15 protein-coding genes are annotated in these 18,912 nt (G+C 47.4%); 7 read left to right on the forward strand and 8 right to left on the reverse strand.

Annotated elements, in window-relative coordinates:
• Positions 1-19: 19 nt before the first annotated feature.
• From bioD to AB0L18_RS16490, 4 genes are all read right to left on the reverse strand, one after another.
• Positions 20-664, reverse strand: coding sequence for a dethiobiotin synthase (bioD, locus tag AB0L18_RS16475; protein ID WP_367388401.1), 645 nt, complete (start codon positions 662-664; stop codon positions 20-22).
• 295 nt (positions 665-959) lie between these two features.
• On the reverse strand, positions 960-2,045 hold the full coding sequence (locus tag AB0L18_RS16480; RefSeq protein ID WP_367388402.1) for an aminotransferase class I/II-fold pyridoxal phosphate-dependent enzyme: 1,086 nt from the start codon (positions 2,043-2,045) through the stop codon (positions 960-962).
• A gap of 48 nt (positions 2,046-2,093) precedes the next feature.
• Positions 2,094-3,293: an MFS transporter gene (locus AB0L18_RS16485; protein ID WP_367388403.1), complete on the reverse strand. Its 1,200-nt coding sequence runs from the start codon at positions 3,291-3,293 to the stop codon at positions 2,094-2,096.
• A 132-nt stretch (positions 3,294-3,425) separates the two neighbouring features.
• Positions 3,426-4,640 (reverse strand): HD domain-containing protein, encoded by a 1,215-nt coding sequence (locus tag AB0L18_RS16490; protein WP_367388404.1) that lies wholly within the window; start codon positions 4,638-4,640, stop codon positions 3,426-3,428.
• 302 nt (positions 4,641-4,942) lie between these two features.
• Here AB0L18_RS16490 and AB0L18_RS16495 point away from each other — a divergent pair, with 302 nt between their 5' ends.
• Positions 4,943-5,932 carry a PhoH family protein gene (locus AB0L18_RS16495; protein WP_367388405.1) on the forward strand — a complete coding sequence of 330 codons (990 nt, stop codon included), beginning with the start codon at positions 4,943-4,945 and terminating at the stop codon, positions 5,930-5,932.
• Between the two features lie 110 nt (positions 5,933-6,042).
• Complete coding sequence (locus tag AB0L18_RS16500; RefSeq protein WP_367388406.1) at positions 6,043-7,308, forward strand: 3-phosphoshikimate 1-carboxyvinyltransferase; 1,266 nt, start codon at positions 6,043-6,045, stop codon at positions 7,306-7,308.
• Between the two features lie 110 nt (positions 7,309-7,418).
• Here the strand turns inward: AB0L18_RS16500 and AB0L18_RS16505 are convergent, their stop codons facing one another.
• The 3 genes from AB0L18_RS16505 to AB0L18_RS16515 form a co-directional block, all read right to left on the reverse strand.
• On the reverse strand, positions 7,419-7,643 hold the full coding sequence (locus AB0L18_RS16505; protein WP_367393161.1) for a GDCCVxC domain-containing (seleno)protein: 225 nt from the start codon (positions 7,641-7,643) through the stop codon (positions 7,419-7,421).
• A 325-nt stretch (positions 7,644-7,968) separates the two neighbouring features.
• Positions 7,969-9,138, reverse strand: a complete 1,170-nt coding sequence (locus AB0L18_RS16510) for an OmpA family protein (RefSeq protein ID WP_367388407.1) — start codon at positions 9,136-9,138, stop codon at positions 7,969-7,971.
• Between the two features lie 217 nt (positions 9,139-9,355).
• Complete coding sequence (locus AB0L18_RS16515; protein WP_367388408.1) at positions 9,356-10,582, reverse strand: acyl-CoA dehydrogenase family protein; 1,227 nt, start codon at positions 10,580-10,582, stop codon at positions 9,356-9,358.
• Positions 10,583-10,958: 376 nt separating this feature from the next.
• Between AB0L18_RS16515 and AB0L18_RS16520 the strand changes: the two genes are divergently transcribed.
• From AB0L18_RS16520 to AB0L18_RS16530, 3 genes are all read left to right on the forward strand, one after another.
• Positions 10,959-12,206 carry a T9SS type A sorting domain-containing protein gene (locus tag AB0L18_RS16520; protein WP_367388409.1) on the forward strand — a complete coding sequence of 416 codons (1,248 nt, stop codon included), beginning with the start codon at positions 10,959-10,961 and terminating at the stop codon, positions 12,204-12,206.
• A 57-nt stretch (positions 12,207-12,263) separates the two neighbouring features.
• Positions 12,264-12,668, forward strand: coding sequence for a dihydroneopterin aldolase (gene folB, locus AB0L18_RS16525; protein WP_367388410.1), 405 nt, complete (start codon positions 12,264-12,266; stop codon positions 12,666-12,668).
• A 73-nt stretch (positions 12,669-12,741) separates the two neighbouring features.
• The gene (locus AB0L18_RS16530; RefSeq protein WP_367388411.1) at positions 12,742-13,455 is read left to right on the forward strand and encodes a DUF4197 domain-containing protein; all 714 of its coding nucleotides are present in this window, start codon (positions 12,742-12,744) and stop codon (positions 13,453-13,455) included.
• Positions 13,456-13,602: 147 nt separating this feature from the next.
• Here the strand turns inward: AB0L18_RS16530 and AB0L18_RS16535 are convergent, their stop codons facing one another.
• A complete protein-coding gene (locus AB0L18_RS16535) occupies positions 13,603-14,604 on the reverse strand; it encodes a T9SS type A sorting domain-containing protein (protein WP_367388412.1) in 1,002 nt (333 codons plus the stop codon).
• A 147-nt stretch (positions 14,605-14,751) separates the two neighbouring features.
• Here AB0L18_RS16535 and AB0L18_RS16540 point away from each other — a divergent pair, with 147 nt between their 5' ends.
• Positions 14,752-15,915: a 3-hydroxyacyl-CoA dehydrogenase NAD-binding domain-containing protein gene (locus tag AB0L18_RS16540; RefSeq protein WP_367388413.1), complete on the forward strand. Its 1,164-nt coding sequence runs from the start codon at positions 14,752-14,754 to the stop codon at positions 15,913-15,915.
• Between the two features lie 175 nt (positions 15,916-16,090).
• Positions 16,091-18,862: a TonB-dependent receptor gene (locus AB0L18_RS16545; RefSeq protein ID WP_367388414.1), complete on the forward strand. Its 2,772-nt coding sequence runs from the start codon at positions 16,091-16,093 to the stop codon at positions 18,860-18,862.
• Positions 18,863-18,912 lie beyond the last annotated feature (50 nt).

Below are 18,912 nucleotides of genomic sequence, written 5' to 3' on the forward strand. Positions count from 1 at the left end.
TTTGTACGGGGTGAAAATACTAACGCATAAGGGCTTCGGTGAGCTGGGGCTTGATGAAATGCGCCAATTCCTCAATCGCGGGCAAAGATAGCTCACTCAGCTCGGGAATATGAAATAGAAGGGGCACTTTGGTCATCTTCAAAATGACACTTTCGGTACTGGGGGTAGATGGACCATTGAAAACAATACCAGCAATAGGAACTCCTGCCTGCCGCAGCTGTGCGATACTGAGTAAGGTATGGTTGATGCTGCCGAGATAGTTGCGGGAAACCAGAATGACGGGTATTTGTAAATCGCGCATCAAATCCAGGAGGGTATCTTCTTCATTGAGCGGAACCATCAAGCCACCAGCTCCTTCAACAATCAGTGTCTTATCGGTGGTAGGAATTTGAAAGTCGCTCCGTTTAATATGCACACCATCAATGGCGGCGGAAGCGTGGGGCGACATGGGCTCAGTCAGGCGGTGCGTCTCTGGATGAAAGCGAGGGTGGGGGAGAGAAAGACCATTCCAGGCTGCTACTTTCATGCTGTCGGTCTGATGCAGATCGCCTGATTGAACGGGCTTCCAGTAGTCCGCGTCCAGGGCTTTGACTAAAATAGCGGAACAAACGGTTTTGCCTACTTCCGTGCTGATGCCGCTGACGAAGAATTTTTTGGGGTGCATGTTTTTTGGTTTGCTAGCTTAGTTGAATTAGTTGAAGTCTGCTGTTGATTCGGTTGCTACTTTCGGTAGGTTGTGCTGCGCTGCGCTTGTCCCGACGAAAGGTCGGGATGCTCTTCCGATAAATTGGAATCGCGGCGGTGCCGACTGCGTCGGCGGTAGCCGCGCTACGCGCGAGCTTTAGCGAGCACTACCGCGAACGCTAGAGAGCACCACCGTGAGTTCCGACACTTCGGAACGAACACCTCCTGCCATGCGTGGAAACAAAACCTAAAGCCTCTTCCACGTCATTACTTTTTCACACAAAATCACTAGCAGCCAGTACATCTAACAACTTATCGATCTCTTCGTTCGTGTTAAAACTGTGTAGACAAATGCGGAGGCGTTCTTCTCCTTGAGGGACAGTAGGGTAGCGGATGGGAAGGATGGCAAAATTATTTTCTTGGAGGTGAGCTGCCAGTTGCATTACCTGTGTATTGCCGGGGCAAATAACTGCTTGAATAGGGGTGGTACTTGGAATCAGTGAGGTGCGTAAAGTTGTGGGGCAGTTGGTCAGGAAATACCGTATTCGTTCTTGCAAAAGCTTTATCTCTACACCTTTAGTGAGCGCCTCATAGGCCGCCTGGATACTAAGCAAAGTATGATGAGGCAGCGCTGTTGCATAAATGAAAGAGCGCGCAAAATTGAGGAGGTAACTTTTTAAAAGCGAGCTGCCAACAACCACGGCACCATGACTACCAATTGCTTTGCCAAAAGTATGAACCCGGGCCCAAACTTGATCTGCCAAGCCGAGTGCACTCACCAGCCCTTCTCCTTTTTTGCCAATTACGCCTGTTCCGTGTGCTTCATCCACAATGAGCAGGGCCTCGTGTTGCTGACAAATAGCAACCATTTCTGCCAGTGGTGCCTGGTCGCCATCCATAGAATAGACGCTTTCTACGACGACGAAAACTTGCCCTTCGGCACTTCGTAACTTTTTTACCAAGTCCGTCAGGTCATTATGCGCAAACCCCATTGCTTTAGCCCGACTCAGGCGAATACCATCCCTGAGGGAGGCGTGCAATAGTTTGTCATAGATGATGGTATCACCACGCCCGGCCACCGCAGGCAAAAGCCCAATATTGGCAGCGTAGCCCGAAGGGAAAAGCAGTGCAGCTTCCCCATCATGGAAGGCTGCAATCTGTTGCTCCAAAGCTTCTGCCAAGGCCGTGTTTCCGCTGATCAGTCGTGAGCCTGTTGCACCGCCACTGGTAGGAGAAGCCACCCTCAAAGTACGAGCATATCCTAGATAGTCATTGGAACAAAAATCTATCCGTTCCCCAATGGGCGCTGGTAGCTGACGGAGTAAGCCTTGTACTTGTCGGTCATCAAGTGCAGCTTGCATTTTTTGCTGAAAAGTACTCATGAGGGCGAAGATAGGGAGATATTCCTTTTAAGACACCGTCTTCAACTTACGCGCCAGCACTATCGCAACCACCGACATCACGATGGCAAAATATCCGGCGTACTGGTAATGCCCCAGACTCCCATCCGGGTTTTCAATGACAATCATTCCCGCAATAAAAGAGCTTAGGGCTAAGCCAGCCTCGTTGATGGATGCCCGAATACTCATAAAACTACCACGGTTTTCGGGCTTCACCACGGAGGTGACCAGGGTGGTAGCTGGAACATTGCGCCCACTGGCGACGAGGAAAAAACTAGCGGTCGTCAGGAGTGCCAGAGGCAAAATGACTGGAGGAAGGTTAGTGATGGCAAAAATAGAAAAGAGGGCCACAATACTGGCCAGCGTAAAGATGAGGATATGCCCGAACCGATCGGCCAAGCGGCCAAATAGTGGTAAACAAACGACAGTTACTGCACCACCAATGGCATAAAGCAATGCTACTTCCCTGGAGGTAAACCCAATATTGAGCTGCATGTAAGGCGCGATAAAAGGAATGATGGTAAAATGCCCCAGCATCAGTACCAAGCTGAAAAGCAGCGCACGAAGCTGATTAGGGTCGGAGCTGACGAGCCGGATAATCTCTCGAGGACTGGTATTTACCGTGACACCATCCTTTTGTTGAAAATGATGTCGCAAGGGAGGGATCACAAAAAAGGAAAGGACTAAAAAGACACAAGAAAGTACCCCAACAACCAAAAACGGCGCACTGGTACCGTACAAATCAGCTAAATAAATACCGGTAGGAACCCCCGCAATAGAAGCAGCAGAAAAGGAAATCATGATCTTGCCAATCGCTGCTCCCCTCCGCTGAAAAGGGACGATGTCACCAATGACCGCAAGGATAAGCGCCCCCAAGGTGCCTCCAAAAGCACCCGTAAAGGCGCGGGCCGTAAGGAAAATACCGTAACTAGGAGCAAAAGCACAAGCCAGTGTGCCTATGGTAAATCCTAAATAAACAACCAGCAATGCGTGCCGTCGATCAAAACGATCAATGAACATGGCACCTGATAAGCCCGCAGCAAATGCTGCAAAAGCATAAGCGGAGACAAGCAGGCTAAATTGCTGTGGATTGATATCGTACAAGTCCATGAACTGTTTGCCCAAAGGCATCATGATCATAAAATCTACAATGTGGGTAAACTGTAGGGCCGCTAGCAGGAGAATAAGGAGGTTTTCGTTTTTGATCATATTTTTTCCGTCAAGAGCGAAGATCCTGACGGCTTTAGCTCTTTCGGCGGTTTAGTGGGGTGATTTACAATATCAGCCTAAAACTTATAGAGGAATGGAACACTAAGAAGCCTTGGATAGTTCTGGGATCATCTAGATTTTGGGGTAGCAGAGGTAATATTTGGTAAACATCCTGGGGGAAACGGTACTGTCGGACAATTCGGACATGGGCAAAACCTTCCCCGACTTCATCAGGATACGGATCTCGTCGTGAGAAGCGGAATAGGCAGCATTGGTCTCTTTGCCCTCAATGACAAGTTGTTCGCCAGCTGCAGGAGGGAGTCCTGGCGTCTCGCTGACCCTTTTGCGGATATTGTCTACGTATTCTTTGGTAAAAGGTTCGTAGCTGAACTCCAGACGGAAAAGCCGCCGGTTGGCCAAACCACGGGCCAAAAACGATAGGGTAGGGTCTGGATTATCCTGCCATTCCTTTACGGCCGCCGCAATGTCGGTATCGTCGAGTCGGGAAAAAACTTGTAGGAGTTCGTCACGCTTGGCGTAGAAATCAGCACTGGAAAGGTCGCGGTGCTCCAGGAAGTAGCAAAGTACGGAGGGCGCTGGAAGCTTGTGCCCCGTGCGAATCAGCTCCTTGGCGCGTTCCATGATCTTGATAAGCATCAGCTCGGCAGCCAGTACCGTTTTGTGCAAATAGACTTGCCAGTACATCAGGCGGCGGGCCGTAAGGAAACGCTCAATGGAGTAAATGCCTTTTTCTTCTACAACCAGTTCTCCTTCGTGAACCGTGAGCATCTTGATGATCCGGTGATAACCAATGACGCCCTCACTAACCCCCGTAAAGTAGCTGTCGCGGTTGAGGTAATCCATTCGGTCCATGTCCAGTTGGCTGGAAACGAGCTGTGCCAGGAATGGTTGGTGATAACTTCCTTTAAAAATCTCCATGGCTAAAGCCAACTCACCATTAAACTCCTCATTGAGCTTCTCCATGAAAAGTAAGGACAGCTCTTCGTGATGCACTTTAATCAACGTGTGTTCCAGGGTATGCGAAAAAGGGCCGTGGCCAATGTCATGCAACAAAATGGCAATCTGTACGGCTTCGGATTCCTCCGGGCTGATCACAATGTCTTTAGCTCTAAGGGTGGCAATGGTTTGGCGCATCAAGTGCAGCGCACCTAGCGCGTGGTGAAAGCGGGTGTGTAGCGCTCCGGGATAAACATAATGCGTAAGACTGAGTTGCTTGATACGGCGCAATCGCTGAAAAAAAGGATGTTCTACAAGATCAAACAAAGTCCCGTAAGGAACCTGAATAAAACCGTAAACAGGATCATTGAAAATTTTGTGCGCCTTCATTCCTTACTGTTTTGGAGGGTCAAAATACGGTTTAAGCTGGACTTTCGCTAGAAGTTCGTAGCCTGATGCGGACTGCTGCGCGCCCACTGCTTAAAGGGAAAGTTGTTTCTTGCCGACCCTTAAATCAAGAAAATGCTTAGCAAAGAAAAACTTCACATATACTTAAGCTTGATTTTGCTAAATTTGTTTTGTGCGAAGCGCCATCGGAACCTTTTACTAGGCTCATTCGTTTCATTACCATTAAACATGGAATGGTCATAAAAGACCCTCTTCCGTTTTCGTTAAATATAGAATACAACTACTTGAGCGAAATTATCCTGCAAGTGGATGGAGTAGATCCACTGGCCCTTTTTGGTCAAAAAAATATTAATCTAGCCTTAGTACGCGATGCTATCCCTGAAGTAACGATCACCAGCCGGGGCAGCAACGTTAAGATCAAAGGAGAAAAGAAATTCACGCAAAAAGCCAAGAGTCGTATCGAACTCATGGTTCGCCTCCTCAAAGAGCATCACGAACTTACCGAACAGACCGTCAAAGATTTATTGAAAGGAGAAAATCCTTTCGACAGCAAACTTGGCAGTGGTAAAGGCACTAAAACGATCTTGCACGGGCGTACCGGTAAACCCATCAAGGCCAAAACGATCAATCAGCAGATTCTGGTCGATTGTGCGGAGATCAATGACGTGGTTTTTGCGGTTGGCCCTGCGGGAACGGGTAAAACCTACACCGCCGTTGCACTGGCCGTTAAAGCATTAAAAAACAAGGCGGTCAAGAAAATCATCCTCACTCGCCCTGCTGTAGAAGCTGGGGAGAGCCTGGGTTTCTTGCCAGGTGATTTGAAGGAAAAAATTGACCCTTACCTGCGTCCATTATACGATGCGTTGGATGACATGATCCCGCCTGAAACATTGACGAAGTTCATGGAAACCCGGGTGATTGAGATTGCTCCTTTGGCTTATATGCGTGGACGAACGCTGGACAATGCCTTTATCATTCTGGATGAAGCACAAAACTGTTCAACGGCCCAGATCAAGATGTTTCTTACCCGCTTGGGCCCATCGGCCAAGTGTATCATCACCGGAGACTTGTCGCAGGTCGATCTGCCTTTTAGCCAAAAGTCAGGTTTGCGCCAAGCCATTGATCTCCTTACGCGGATTGATGGTATAGGATTGGTACGGTTAACGGCTGATGATGTGGTACGGCACCGTCTGGTAAAAGAAATCATCAGGGCCTACGAGAAGGAAAGCGAACGCCAGCGGTTGTGGCGAGAGGGTAACCGGGAAGAGGAGTAGCTTGGTAATCCTTACATTTTGTAAGAAAACCAATAATTTTCTCTTGTTATTTTCTCAGGCAAAAGAGAAAGCTACTATTATTGCGGCTTTCCTCTATTTAATATCCAACTATGGACGTTCTACATATCTCCAAGCCGGACCGGCACCTAAAGGGTGAAGTTCAATTGGCTGGTTCTAAGAGTATTAGTAATCGGGCTTTAATTATCCAGGCGCTTTGTACAGGCCCATTTGAGATCAAACGCCTGGCGAATGCCAAGGATACCATAACCCTTCAGGCTTTGCTGACGAGCGAGGAGGAATTGCTGGATGTAGGCGCAGCGGGAACCACTTTTCGCTTCCTGACGGCTTTTCTCGCCAGTAGGCCTGGTACTCAAATCCTGACGGGCTCAGAACGGATGAAGCAGCGGCCTATCGGTGTTTTGGTGGAAGCCTTACGATCACTTGGTGCTCAGATAGCATATGTAGAAGCGGAAGGTTATCCCCCTTTACGCATTGGTCATCAAGCAGGGTTTGGTGAAGATGCGCAGTTGCGTATTCCCGCAAGCACCAGCAGCCAGTACATTACGGCGTTACTTCTATTGGGACCAACATTGCCACAGGGGATAAGGCTGGAATTGGAAGGCAAGATCGTCTCGCGTCCTTATATCGAAATGACGCTAGGTTTGATGAGGCACTTCGGCGTGCAGCACACTTGGGAGGGCAATGTTATTCGAGTCGCTCCTCAGGCTTACCAAGCCAATGACTTTACCGTTGAAGCAGATTGGTCAGCGGCGAGTTATTACTATAGTCTGGCTGCTTTGAGCGATAGTTGTGAGTTACAGTTGCATGGTTTATTTGCAGATAGCTTCCAAGGTGATGCTGTTTTACAAGAAATGTATAAGGCCTTTGGAGTGGCGACGGAATTTAATGAGACAGGCCTACGGCTGACCAAGGCCGCGGGTACGGCAGCTCCGCCTCTTTTCGAATACGATTTTATCTCCTGCCCAGATATAGCGCAAACCCTGGCGGTGACTTGTGCTGGGCTAGGAACGCAAGGTTTGTTTACGGGGTTGGAAACGCTGAGGATCAAAGAAACAGATCGTATTGCAGCCCTGAAAAATGAGCTGAGCAAGGTCAATTCCTTTTTTAGCCCTTTACCGGCAAGGTTCTCCAAAAATTCCCAAAAAGAATATTTCATGCTCGAAGGCAAAGCAGCATGGACGGAAGCCCCCACTTTTGCGACCTATGAAGATCATCGCATGGCCATGGCTTTTGCCCCTTTAGCAATGTATGCCCCGGTAGCCATTGCGGAACCTGATGTGGTAGCAAAATCTTATCCCGATTTTTGGAAAGACCTGGAAAGTTTGGGGTTTGAGGGTGACCCAGCGTTTTTTTAGCCACAAAGACACGAAGGCACTAAATAATACGGAATATTTTTTGTGCGATTTAGTGTTTTTGTGCTTTGGTGGCTATTTTCCTTGCCACGGAGGCACGGCGTTTTTCGCCACTAATTTGCGCAGCAATCCCCTTTTTCTCCTGTCTGTATAGGCGGACAAGGGACGGTTCCGTAGGAGCAGTAGACACAACAATCACCGGGTTTGGGCTTAAGTACCGTTTGGCAGTTGTCACATTGATAAAAGAACTGACAGGCGTCAGTAGGCATGGTCTCCTCTTTGCGGTGGCCACATGTAGGACAGGTAATGGTCGATTCCAAATTAATTGCTGTATCCATGTTCTTTCGCTTATAAATTTGATAAATACCAATTATCAAGCTGGTTGCTCCCACTACCATCAAGGGGCCACTGGCGGAGTTTAAGGCATCAGAGAATGCCAATAAGCTGCTGGCACCTCCCAATACGACAATCAGTGCGGGCAACCAACAGCAACTAGTGGCCAGAATAAAGGCAAAAAATCCCGCCCCTATGGCTTTGTTGAAAATGATGCATTTATCCAAATCGAAGAATTATTTGTTAAAAGGCCCGGTCAAGAATCAATTCCTGACCAGGCCTTTGGTGCTGCTTTCTCATGGTGCTGGAAAAGACTACCAACAGTAGTCATCAGCGCACATCCAGAATTTTTATCTCTACCCGTTGGTTGCGTTTTCGTCCCGCAGCCGTTTCATTGGTATCAATAGGTACTTCTTTACCGTAGCCTTTGTAGCGCACCCGACTGCGTGGTATGCCTTTCCTTACCAGATAATCTGCCACTGATTTTGCCCGTGCCGTAGAAAGCGTTTCAGCATAGCGGGCATCGGCCCAACCATTGGTATGGCCACCCACTTCGATGATAACATCGCTATTGTTGGCCAGGAAGTTGCGCAATTCTTCGAGTGCAGGCAAGGAGGCAGGAATAATCCTGGAGCTATCAGCCTCAAACTGAATATCGTCGAGGGTAATCGTCTTTCCAGCCGTCATTTCTGAACGTTTCACCCCTGCCAGGCTCGTACTGGAAGCCTCCTGGTTGTTGGTGGGAGTATTTTTAGGCTCTGTTACAACTCGCGTAACCACTGGATCGGGCGACCTGGGGGTCACACTGGCCAGGGGTTGGTTGGTTGGTTCAGGATCCTGAGGGCCTTCTGCTATTTCCTGCGAACAGGGAAGCGGCTCAATCATCGAAGCATCGTCGAGAAGCAGGTTGCCATTGTAAGGGAAGAGGGAAGGCGTCTGGTAAAACGCTTCAAGTACAATGTGGGTATAACTAGCTCCTGGTTCGAATTTAAACTCGAATTCTTTCCAGTCTGGATTACTCACCAGCGGAGACTCATCCAGCAATTCGCGTTTGTCACAAGTACCGAAGCCACCCCAAATCCGCAGTTTTACGGGTTTGATATAATTGGCGGGTACATTCTTCTCTCGGCTTACACTGTAGTACGACAAGGAGCGAGCCAGTTTGATACTGAAAGAATAACAGTCTCCAAGTTGGAGCGGCTCGCTCAGTAATTGCCCCACCGCTTCCCAGGTATCGTTATCCCGCACAACCATACCCAAGTAGGTAGCACCAGCATAAGCGGGTTTGCTAACTTGGAAAGTGAGTTCGGGTTGGATATCTGGAGGTGATTCGTCGGGAGATCCACAGTTGCTCCAGTAACGGGGTGTCATACTGTGGCGGGGCATATCTTCAAAAGAAGGGTTGTCCAGACTAATAGCTTTTCCCTGAGCCTCTGCAGTAGCAGGGGCAAAAAGGATAAACAGTAGCAGACTCATAGCTAATGGCCAAACAAATTTCATTGGCTTCGTGCTTTTATAAATCATCAAGGAAGACAAAATTAATGCTAATTGTGCACTAATAACGTTCAATAGGGGCGAAATTGTTATGAATAAGTGCCTAAAATGAAGGCAATCCCGCAGCTTTTGCTATGAAAGTCTTAGGTAGGGTTGTTTAGTGTGTCAAGTGTAAGGGTGCGGCGTACTGTTCATTAAGTACGCCACACCTTCCTTTTATAGGTTACTTAAAGGCGTTGATCCCCGTTACCGCCATTCCTGTAATCAGGAGGTGAATGTCGTGGGTACCTTCGTACGTCAGTACTGTTTCAAGGTTCATCATGTGCCGCATGACGGGGTATTCGTTGGTGATGCCCATGCCGCCATGGATTTGACGAGCTTCACGCGCTACGTCCAGTGCCATGGCTACGTTGTTGCGCTTGGCCATACTGATCTGTGCAGGCGTTGCCTGGCCTTTGTTGGCCAAGGTTCCCAGGCGCCAGGCTAGCAGCTGAGCTTTGGTGATTTCGGTCAGCATTTCCGCCAATTTCTTCTGCGTGAGTTGGAAGCCAGCAATAGGTTTGCCAAACTGTACCCGTTCCATACTGTAACGCAGGGCCGAATCATAGCAATCAAGCGCAGCTCCAATCGCACCCCAGGCAATTCCGTAGCGGGCTTTGCTCAGGCACGAAAGTGGGCCTTTCAGTCCTTGTACGTGTGGCAACACATTCGCTTTAGGTACGCGTACGTCTTCAAATACCAGCTCGCCCGTGATGCTGGCACGTAGCGACCACTTGCCATGAATTTGTGGCGCTGAAAAGCCTTCCATGCCTTTTTCTACGATCAAACCACGGATAATGCCTTCTTCATCTTTGGCCCAAACCACAGCGATGTCGGCCAGCGGAGAGTTGGTGATCCACATTTTGGCACCGTTCAGGATATAGGCATCACCATCATCTTTGATGTTGGTGACCATTCCGTCGGGGTTAGAGCCGTGGTCCGGTTCCGTCAGGCCAAAGCAGCCAATAAATTCACCACTGCCTAATTTGGGCAGGTATTTGCGCTTTTGCTCCTCTGAACCAAAGCGATAAATCGGATACATGACCAAAGAACCCTGGACGGAAGCCATAGAGCGGATGCCCGAATCGCCTCGCTCCAGTTCTTGCATGATTACGCCGTAGGCAATTTCGTCCATGCCACCACCGCCATATTCTGCAGGGATACTTGGTCCAAAAGCACCGATTTCAGCGAGGCCTTTATAAAGGTGTGTAGGACATTCGCCACGTTCAGTGTATTCTTCAATAATCGGAGAAACCTCTTGCTTTACCCAATCACGTACTGCGGCGCGTGCCATGCGGTGATCCTCGTCGAGGAGATCATCCACCAGGTAGTGATCGTGAAACTGGAAGCGGTCTTCCCGTGCTTTCTTTTCGATGGTCGGAGAAACAGTCCCGTTATTGTTCGTTGCCATATCGCTTTTTAGCTTTGGTTAGGGGAAGAGAGAAGTAGCTAAAATCTTCTGTCTTCGTAAATTTTGGCAAAGGTACGTTTTTCGCTTATTTTCTACTCATTTTGTGAAAAGTGTGACGGGTTTTTTACGCTATTAGGCAAGGGATAGGTTTTATTTTATTTTGAGGGGTCTCCCCCGTCGTAACACCACTACCTACCTGCCCGGCGCATGGCAGGCAGGCGTTACACAGTTCACTGTTCGTTCAGCCCTTCGGGCCTACCCGTGCCGGGTAGCTGCTGCACATCGCTAGGCCAGGAGTATTCGTACAGGTTAAATAATCATAGCCTGGCACACTAAACCATTTACCTACAAAGCGGTCTTAGCAGAAAAAATACCCATGAGATTATTTTGTACTTCATTTGCACTGCTTTTGTGCGGCTTATCTTTGAATGCTCAAATAATTGAAAAACCGCTCGGTTGTTTCGCAGGTACCAATGGTACCAATTCCAATGTCATTTCTCATCCCGATGCCCGAGGTGTTTTGCTGACTGAGAAATGGTCAAATATTGAATCTACGCCAGGAGTTATTGATTTCACCTTATTAGATAACAAGATCAATATTGTTAAAAGTGCAGGATTGAAATATGCTATAGCTATTTCAGTAGGGGCATTTGGTAGCCCTGCATGGCTTACTGGAACTTTAGGGGCAGATCATTTTGATTTCGAATACCAGGGCCAAAATTGGGTGTTGCCCCTCTGGTGGGATGCTATTGTGGAAGAAAGACTAGATGCATTAATTTCTGCCCTAGGTGAGCAATATGCTTCCGATACTTTACTCTCACATGTTTATGTTTCACAAATGACAGTAAATGGCATTGAAGGCCACCTGAATGGAGTTGATATGGCTGCTTTTGCTCTTAGTGGATTCTCCAATGAGCAATGGATCGCTTGTGCAAAAGCAACCGCTTTGAAATTTGGAGAGGCTTTCCCTAGTAAGCCTATTGTTTTTGAGATTCATGAAATTGATAGAGACACCATAGTCCCTGCAACCATTATTAATGACTTGGTCAATGAGGAATCTTTGTGTGAGCGAATAGGATTAGGTATGTGGTGGATTTCTGGAAAAACTTCCTATCAGCCTGATTTAATTACATACATTTCGAATTTTCAAGGAGATAAATACGCCCAAGTTATAGGCAGGTCAGATCAAGTAGAAAGGTTCCAGGATGGTTTGTACAGTACTGTTTTTACGCAAGCCAAAATGTTAGGGATTCGCTACCTAGAGCCATGGCCTTATGAGTTTCAAAACCATACCTATGATAGCTTACTACAAGATTTCAATAGTTGGACAGATCTTAATTTTTCTCCCTCCGATACCTGTGCAGTACTTAGTGGCGTAGTGTTTTCTTCTCAGGGTAGCCAAGGTATTACGATTTACCCTAACCCAACTAGCGGGTACTTATTCCTAAAGACTACCGCTATTACTGAGACTGAAATTTCAGTGTACAACGCAACCGGGCGAATGGTTATACCTCCTACGATTCAAAAGGAGTTGAATATGACTCATTTGCCTAAAGGTGTATATTTTGTTGCGATAAAAACGAGAGATAGTACAATCATCAAAAAAATACTGAAAACGAACTAAGTTAGGTTTCTGAATCAAGTGACTTACCTTAGCAGCAAGATTTAAAAACGCAAATCAATGGCAGTAATCGGATTAGAAGGCATGCGCTTCAATGGCCCCCACGGATTTTACCCCGAAGAAGAAGTACTGGGCAATGATTTTTTGATTGATATCTACGTAGATGTCAACACTCGGCGTGCGGCGATGCACGATGACTTAGGGTCTACGGTCAACTACGAGACGGTTTATCTGATGGTACAATCGGAGATGAAAAAATCTGCCCAACTGATTGAGACCTTGGCCGATCGGATCATTGCCAGGATCAGTGAATTTTATGACAACCTCAAAGGTATTCGCCTGATTATCCGCAAACTTAATCCACCCCTTAGTGGACAAGTGGCCGCTGCTTACATAGAAGTAAAAACGGGCAGTTTTTCCGGCAGCAGCGGTGGCGGAGGTAAAATGAGCTCCTTATTTGGATAAATTAACTTTTTTCTAACGGTGAGTACCGAGCTTTTGGCGTTAATCTTGCGTCTAAAGAACAAAATACATCAATATGTTTAAGCAAATAATCTTTATCCTGGCCCTGTTTTCGCTAACAGCCTGTGATACCACCAACCTCAATAGTGTGTTGGGTACTGTTTTGGGCGAAAACGCCCTTACTTCTACCGAAATAGGCAATGGCCTTAAAGAAGCCCTCGAAATTGGGATCAGCAAAGGTGCCGAGCGCCTTTCTCGTGAAAACGGTTACTTCCAAAGCCCGTATAAGATTTTACTTCCTGAGGAAGCCCGTAAAGTGACTGATCGCCTGCAAAATGTCCCTGGCTTCTCCAATCTGGAGCAAAATGTGCTGGAAAAAATCAACAGAGGAGCGGAAGATGCGGCATCCAAAGCCAAGCCTATTTTTGTGAATGCCATCAAATCCATGACCATCAACGATGCCCTTGGAATCCTCAAAGGGGATAAAGATGCTGCCACTGTTTATTTGAAGCGTGTTACTTATCAGCAGCTTTACAATGAATTCAATCCCGTTATCGTAGCTTCCCTCGACAAATTCAACGCTAGAGATTATTGGAGCAGCGCGGTGAATACCTACAACAAAATTCCGTTGGTAAACGACCAGGTTGATCCAGACTTGGATGATTACGTCACCAACAAGGCCTTGGATGGCCTTTTTGCGCAGGTCGCCAAAGAGGAATTGGATATTCGTAATAACATTGCCGCCCGTACCACCGATCTCTTGCGCAGAGTTTTTGCTGCACAAGATTAATAAAAGACCCCTTTTGGCGAGTAAGTCAAAAATAGAAAGGAGGCTGATCAAATGCTTGATCAGCCTCCTTCCTATTGAATAGTGCAAAGGTTGGAAGGGTGTAAAAGTGTAAACGTTGGGTATAGCTCACTCCGCTCCCTACTGCACTTATTTCAGAATCTTACTAACCGCTTTCCCTTCCGTATTTTGTACTTCCAGCCAGTAAAGACCACTTGGGTAAGCCGCCATCTCTACTTGTGTTTGTCCTTGAAACGTGCCACTTTGTAGTACCTGGCCCTGGCTATTGAATAAGAGGAAAGTAGCCTTCTTATCATTTGCCAATTTTATCTGTAAGCGATCCTGAACAGGGTTGGGGAAGATCTGAGCGGCGAGGGTATTCACTTCAGAAATACTCACCAGGGGCTCGTTTTCGGAGGGGTCAGCCGCTGCAGCTTGAATGACTGCCTTGGTGTCGGTATGCTGAAGAATAGCCACGGTAAAAAGCTGTTCGTAGACCCAATCTTCGTTTGCCATAAGGCTACCTGTAACAGTAGTTGATTCACCAGCGGTAGCAGGAATGTCAACACTCACCCCGGTAGGTTCTCCGTTGAAGGTACGACGGAAGACATCGTGGTGCACATTCTCGCCATTAGGAGCATTATACATCACCTCTTTTTCGGCAGCAGCCAAAAACAATTGTGCTGTCCCCAAGTCATTATTCGCTTCGGCAGTGATGGTAACCGTCACGATGATTTCACCATCTTCTTTGGTCTGGCGAATATCCAAACTGACGGGTGTCGTCTGGTTTTGGTAAGGCTCAAAAATGGAGGCGTTGCCGTAATTGGTGCCGGATGATATAACATTGCCCTGGATCACCAGGCGTGGGGTGCCACCGTAGACACCGTAGTAATTGGTCCGAGCGTCATTTTCACCAGGGTTGGCCTGGCTAAAGATACAACTGCTGTAAGGCGAGCTGGGGTGGATGGCCAGGTGCAATATTCCTTCCTGGCTGTTGAGGTTACTGTAGAACCCCGGGTTGCGACTCGCACAAATGCCACAGCGGGAGTTAGTGAAGTGTTCTACAATAATCGTACGTGGTACTTCCTGAGCCTGTAAGCCAAAGAGTAGACAAAAACTTAGGCTTAGGCCCAATAGTATTCCTTTTTTCATCGTGGTTTTTTTTAGTAATCAATTTTACCTTACGTAAAGGTAAACACCCTCAAGGAGAATGTGTTCCAAAAATATTGGAACTGTCCTAGTTCTTACGGTATTGTAGGCAGGCTTTGTACCTTTGCCATCCAAACCAAATAGACCAATATGATCAGCGTAGGTATTGTAGGCAGTGGAGCAATGGGTAGTGGTATTGCTCAGGTGGCGGCCACTGCGGGGCATCAAGTTCTGATTTATGATAATAACCCCGATGCGTTGAAACGCTCCAGCAATAAATTGGCCAAAATAATGGATCGCCTTGTCGGGAAGGAAAAGATCAGCCAGGCAGAGTCGGAAGCCATCCAGGGGCGCATTCAGTACGTAGATTCGTTGTTTAAAATGGCGGATGTTGGTCTGGTGATCGAAGCCATTGTAGAAAGATTGGAAGTGAAGAAAGCGCTGTTTGAACAACTGGAAGATGTGCTTTCCGAAGGAGCTGTTTTAGCGACCAATACATCCTCCCTGGCGGTGACAGCGATTGCGGCGGCCTGCCGTAAGCCGGGGCGTGTGCTAGGCTTACACTTTTTCAATCCCGCCCCATTGATGGCTTTGGTCGAAGTCGTACCCGCCGTACAAACGGAGGCCAATGTTGCTGAGGAGTGTTACGAACTGATGAAAACCTGGGGAAAGGTACCCGTTATGGCCAAAGACACACCAGGCTTCATTGTCAACCGGGTAGCCCGTCCTTTTTATAGTGAGGCGCTCCGGATTTACGAAGAAGGTATCGCCGACCTGGCTACCATAGACTGGGCTATGACCGAGGTGGGTGGTTTCCGGATGGGGCCTTTTGCGTTGATGGATTACATTGGTCACGATGTCAATTACAAAGTAACTGAAACTGTTTTTGCTGCCTTCTATTTTGATCCACGTTACAAGCCTAGTTTTACCCAGCAGCGGCTGGTGGATGCAGGCTATTTGGGGCGTAAATCAGGGCGCGGTTTTTACCATTATGAAGAAGGGAGCGAACTCCCGTTACCAGATAAGGACCTGAGCAAAGGCAAAGCCATCCTACAGCGGGTACTGGTGATGTTGATCAACGAAGCAGCTGATGCTTTGTATCTAAACGTCGCTAGCCGAGATGCCATAGATCTGGCCATGACCAAAGGTGTTAACTACCCCAAAGGATTATTGGCATGGGCAGATGAATTAACCATCCCCTACGTGGTAGAAAAACTCGATGCACTTTACCATGAGTATCACGAAGATCGGTACCGTTGTAGTCCACTTTTGCGGCGACTCGCTCGTGATGGCCGCACATTTTATGAGATTTAAAGCACTTGATTAAGTAGTAATATCACCGTTTTTTCCTTTCTTGTATCACTTCTAGAGCGACACAGGAAACAATATCCCCATCCCCAAAACTTGGCAATGATAAGCATTTACAGCGCATACTACTGTGTGCCTGTTTCCCAATAAGGGCTACTTTTTTTAATAACAATCACTTTTTATGAAACAGAACCACTTACTAATTTTTGTGAAAAACGCATTAAATAAGCGTTTGGGCTTACTCTTGGTATTGGCCACGTTTAGTGGACTTTCCTTAATGGCAGCGGATGATCATACAATGGCCGAGCCTCTCAAAGAAATCTCCGGGCAGGTTACAGATGGAGCCACCGGCGAGCCGATTATTGGAGCTACCGTTCAAGCCAAGGGTACTGCTCAAGGTACCGTGACGGATTACGATGGCAATTACGCTTTGTCGGTCAATGATGACGTAACCGTACTCATTGTTTCTTACATCGGATATCAGACGATGGAAGTTGCCATTGATGGTCGGAATAAAGTCAATGTAGAACTCAGCGAAGGGGTGACCTTAGGTGAAGTTCAAGTTGTTGGTTCACGTAGCTTCCGGCGTTCAGCCACGGATTCTCCGGTGGCAGTCGATGTGATCGATGTTGCTGATATCTCGGCATCTACCGGCCGGGTTGCTATCAATGAAATCCTGCAATACGCGGCCCCTTCTTTCAATGCTACCAAGCAGTCGGGCTCTGACGGTGCCGACCACATTGATCCTGCCTCGTTACGCGGTTTAGGGCCAGACCAAACATTGGTATTGGTGAACGGTAAACGCCGCCACCAATCGTCATTGGTCAATGTATTTGGTACCAGAGGTAGAGGTAATAGTGGTACTGACCTGAACGCTATTCCCGCTTCTGCGATTAAGCGTATCGAAATTTTACGTGATGGTGCATCAGCGCAGTATGGTTCTGATGCCATCGCTGGAGTTATCAATATTGTCCTAAAAGACAAAACGGATGGCATTTCTGGTGGCATTACCTACGGTGCGTATAGCACGGCAGTTGGAGAAGGTTACGAAGAAGAATATGGTGATGCACTATTTAATGTCAATGGAACGAATCGGGCATTAGATCCTGATGGTGATGCCAGCTTTGATGGCAATACAACCCAGGTAGGGCTCAATTATGGTGTTGCACTGGGTGAGGACGGTGGTTTCGCCAATTTTACGGCGGAATATTTATCAAAAGATCGTACCCTACGTCCTGGTTTTTCCTGGCGTAAAGGTTACGGCAGTGCTGCTATTGATGGATTCAATTTTATGGTAAACATGGCGATGCCCCTTGGTGAAAACACCGAGTTTTATGCCTTCGGAGGCCGAAATTATCGCGATACCGATGCTTTTGCTTTCTCACGCAGCAGTTTTGCTGATGGCGATAATCGTGCTGTTCCCAGCCTATATCCCAATGGCTTTACGCCCCGGATTACTTCCATTATTACAGACGCTTCTGCTTCCGCAGGGATTCGCCACAAAATGGATAATGGTTGGATGGTAGACTTCAACAATACTTATGGTAAAAACGATTTCCATTACTTTATTAAAGATTCCAACAATGCTTCTTTAGGGGCTGCTTCTCCTACTGATTTTGATGCTGGTGGCCATAATTTATCTATCAATACCACCGGCCTGGACTTTAGCAAGTACAACGAAGACATCCTGTCAGGGGTGAACTTCGCCTTTGGTTTGGAATACCGCACCGAAAACTTCACCATTTTCGCTGGCGAAGAATCTTCGTATGCCTTGTATGATACGCTAGGAGTAGCGATTACCAACCCTGCTGTTCAAGTTCCTGCTGTTGATAGCAATGGAGATGGATTGCCAGGAGGATCACAGGGTTTTCCTGGTTATAGCCCTGCCAATGTAGTAGATCGTAACCGCAGTAATTTAGGTGCCTACTTTGATGTAGAAGCCAATATTACCGATGCCTTTTTGTTAGCGGGTGCTTTGCGTTACGAGACTTATAGCGATTTTGGCGAAACGTTCAACTACAAGTTGGCGGGCCGCTACAAGATCAGTGATGGTTTCTCTTTGCGTGGATCGGTTTCTTCTGGATTCCGGGCACCTTCCCTGGCGCAGATTCATTACAATCTGATCTTCAATAACATTGTTGCAGGACGCTCGGTACCTACCTTGTTGGCCAGCAATACCAGCACGGTGACAAAAGCCTTCGGTATCGGACAATTACAGGAAGAAACAGCACTGAATACCAGCGTTGGCTTTACCTTCACTTCTGGAGGCCTGACGGCAACGGTTGACGCTTATTCTATTTCTGTTGATGATCGTATCATTCTGACCGATAACTTTGATGCAACCGCTTTCAATGTAGGTGCAGATGCTGCTCAGTTTTTTGCCAACGGTGTAGATACCAAAACGAGTGGTGTAGATGTTGTGCTAAACTATAAGAAGTTTCTGGCAAACGGGGAGAACAGTGTACGCTTTGGCGTGGCAGCCAACTTTAATAAGCTGGAAATCGAAAGTATCAACAATGGTAATCTGAACGAATTCACCTTCTTCGGTCCTTTCTCTCAGGCTTACCTGGAAGCTGCTGCACCGGATTATAAAATTGGTGTGAATTTGGGTTACAATACCCCTAAGTTTGACGCTCAGTTGGCCATTACTCAATTCAGTGAAGTGATCCTCCAGGATTTTCAGTGGGTAGATTCTCCCGCTACCAATCAAGCGGAAGCGGATGCCCTATACAAGGTAGCTACAGATGTCTACGAAGCAGCGATGACGCTTGATTTGAGCCTCAGCTACCAGTTGTCTAGCAATTTCCGACTGACCCTTGGTGCCAATAACCTCTTGAATACCTATCCTACCCCACAATTTGATGGTTGGACCGATCAGGGAGGTTTCAATGATTCGGTTCAAATGGGATCGGATGGCGCGTTTTTCTTTGCGCGTTTGGGTGTAAACTTTTAATCTTTTCTCTTAGAGAACTTATAGTTGGAAGGTACTTCAAAGTGCCTTCC

The organism is Lewinella sp. LCG006 (assembly GCF_040784935.1).
Classification (GTDB): domain Bacteria; phylum Bacteroidota; class Bacteroidia; order Chitinophagales; family Saprospiraceae; genus Lewinella.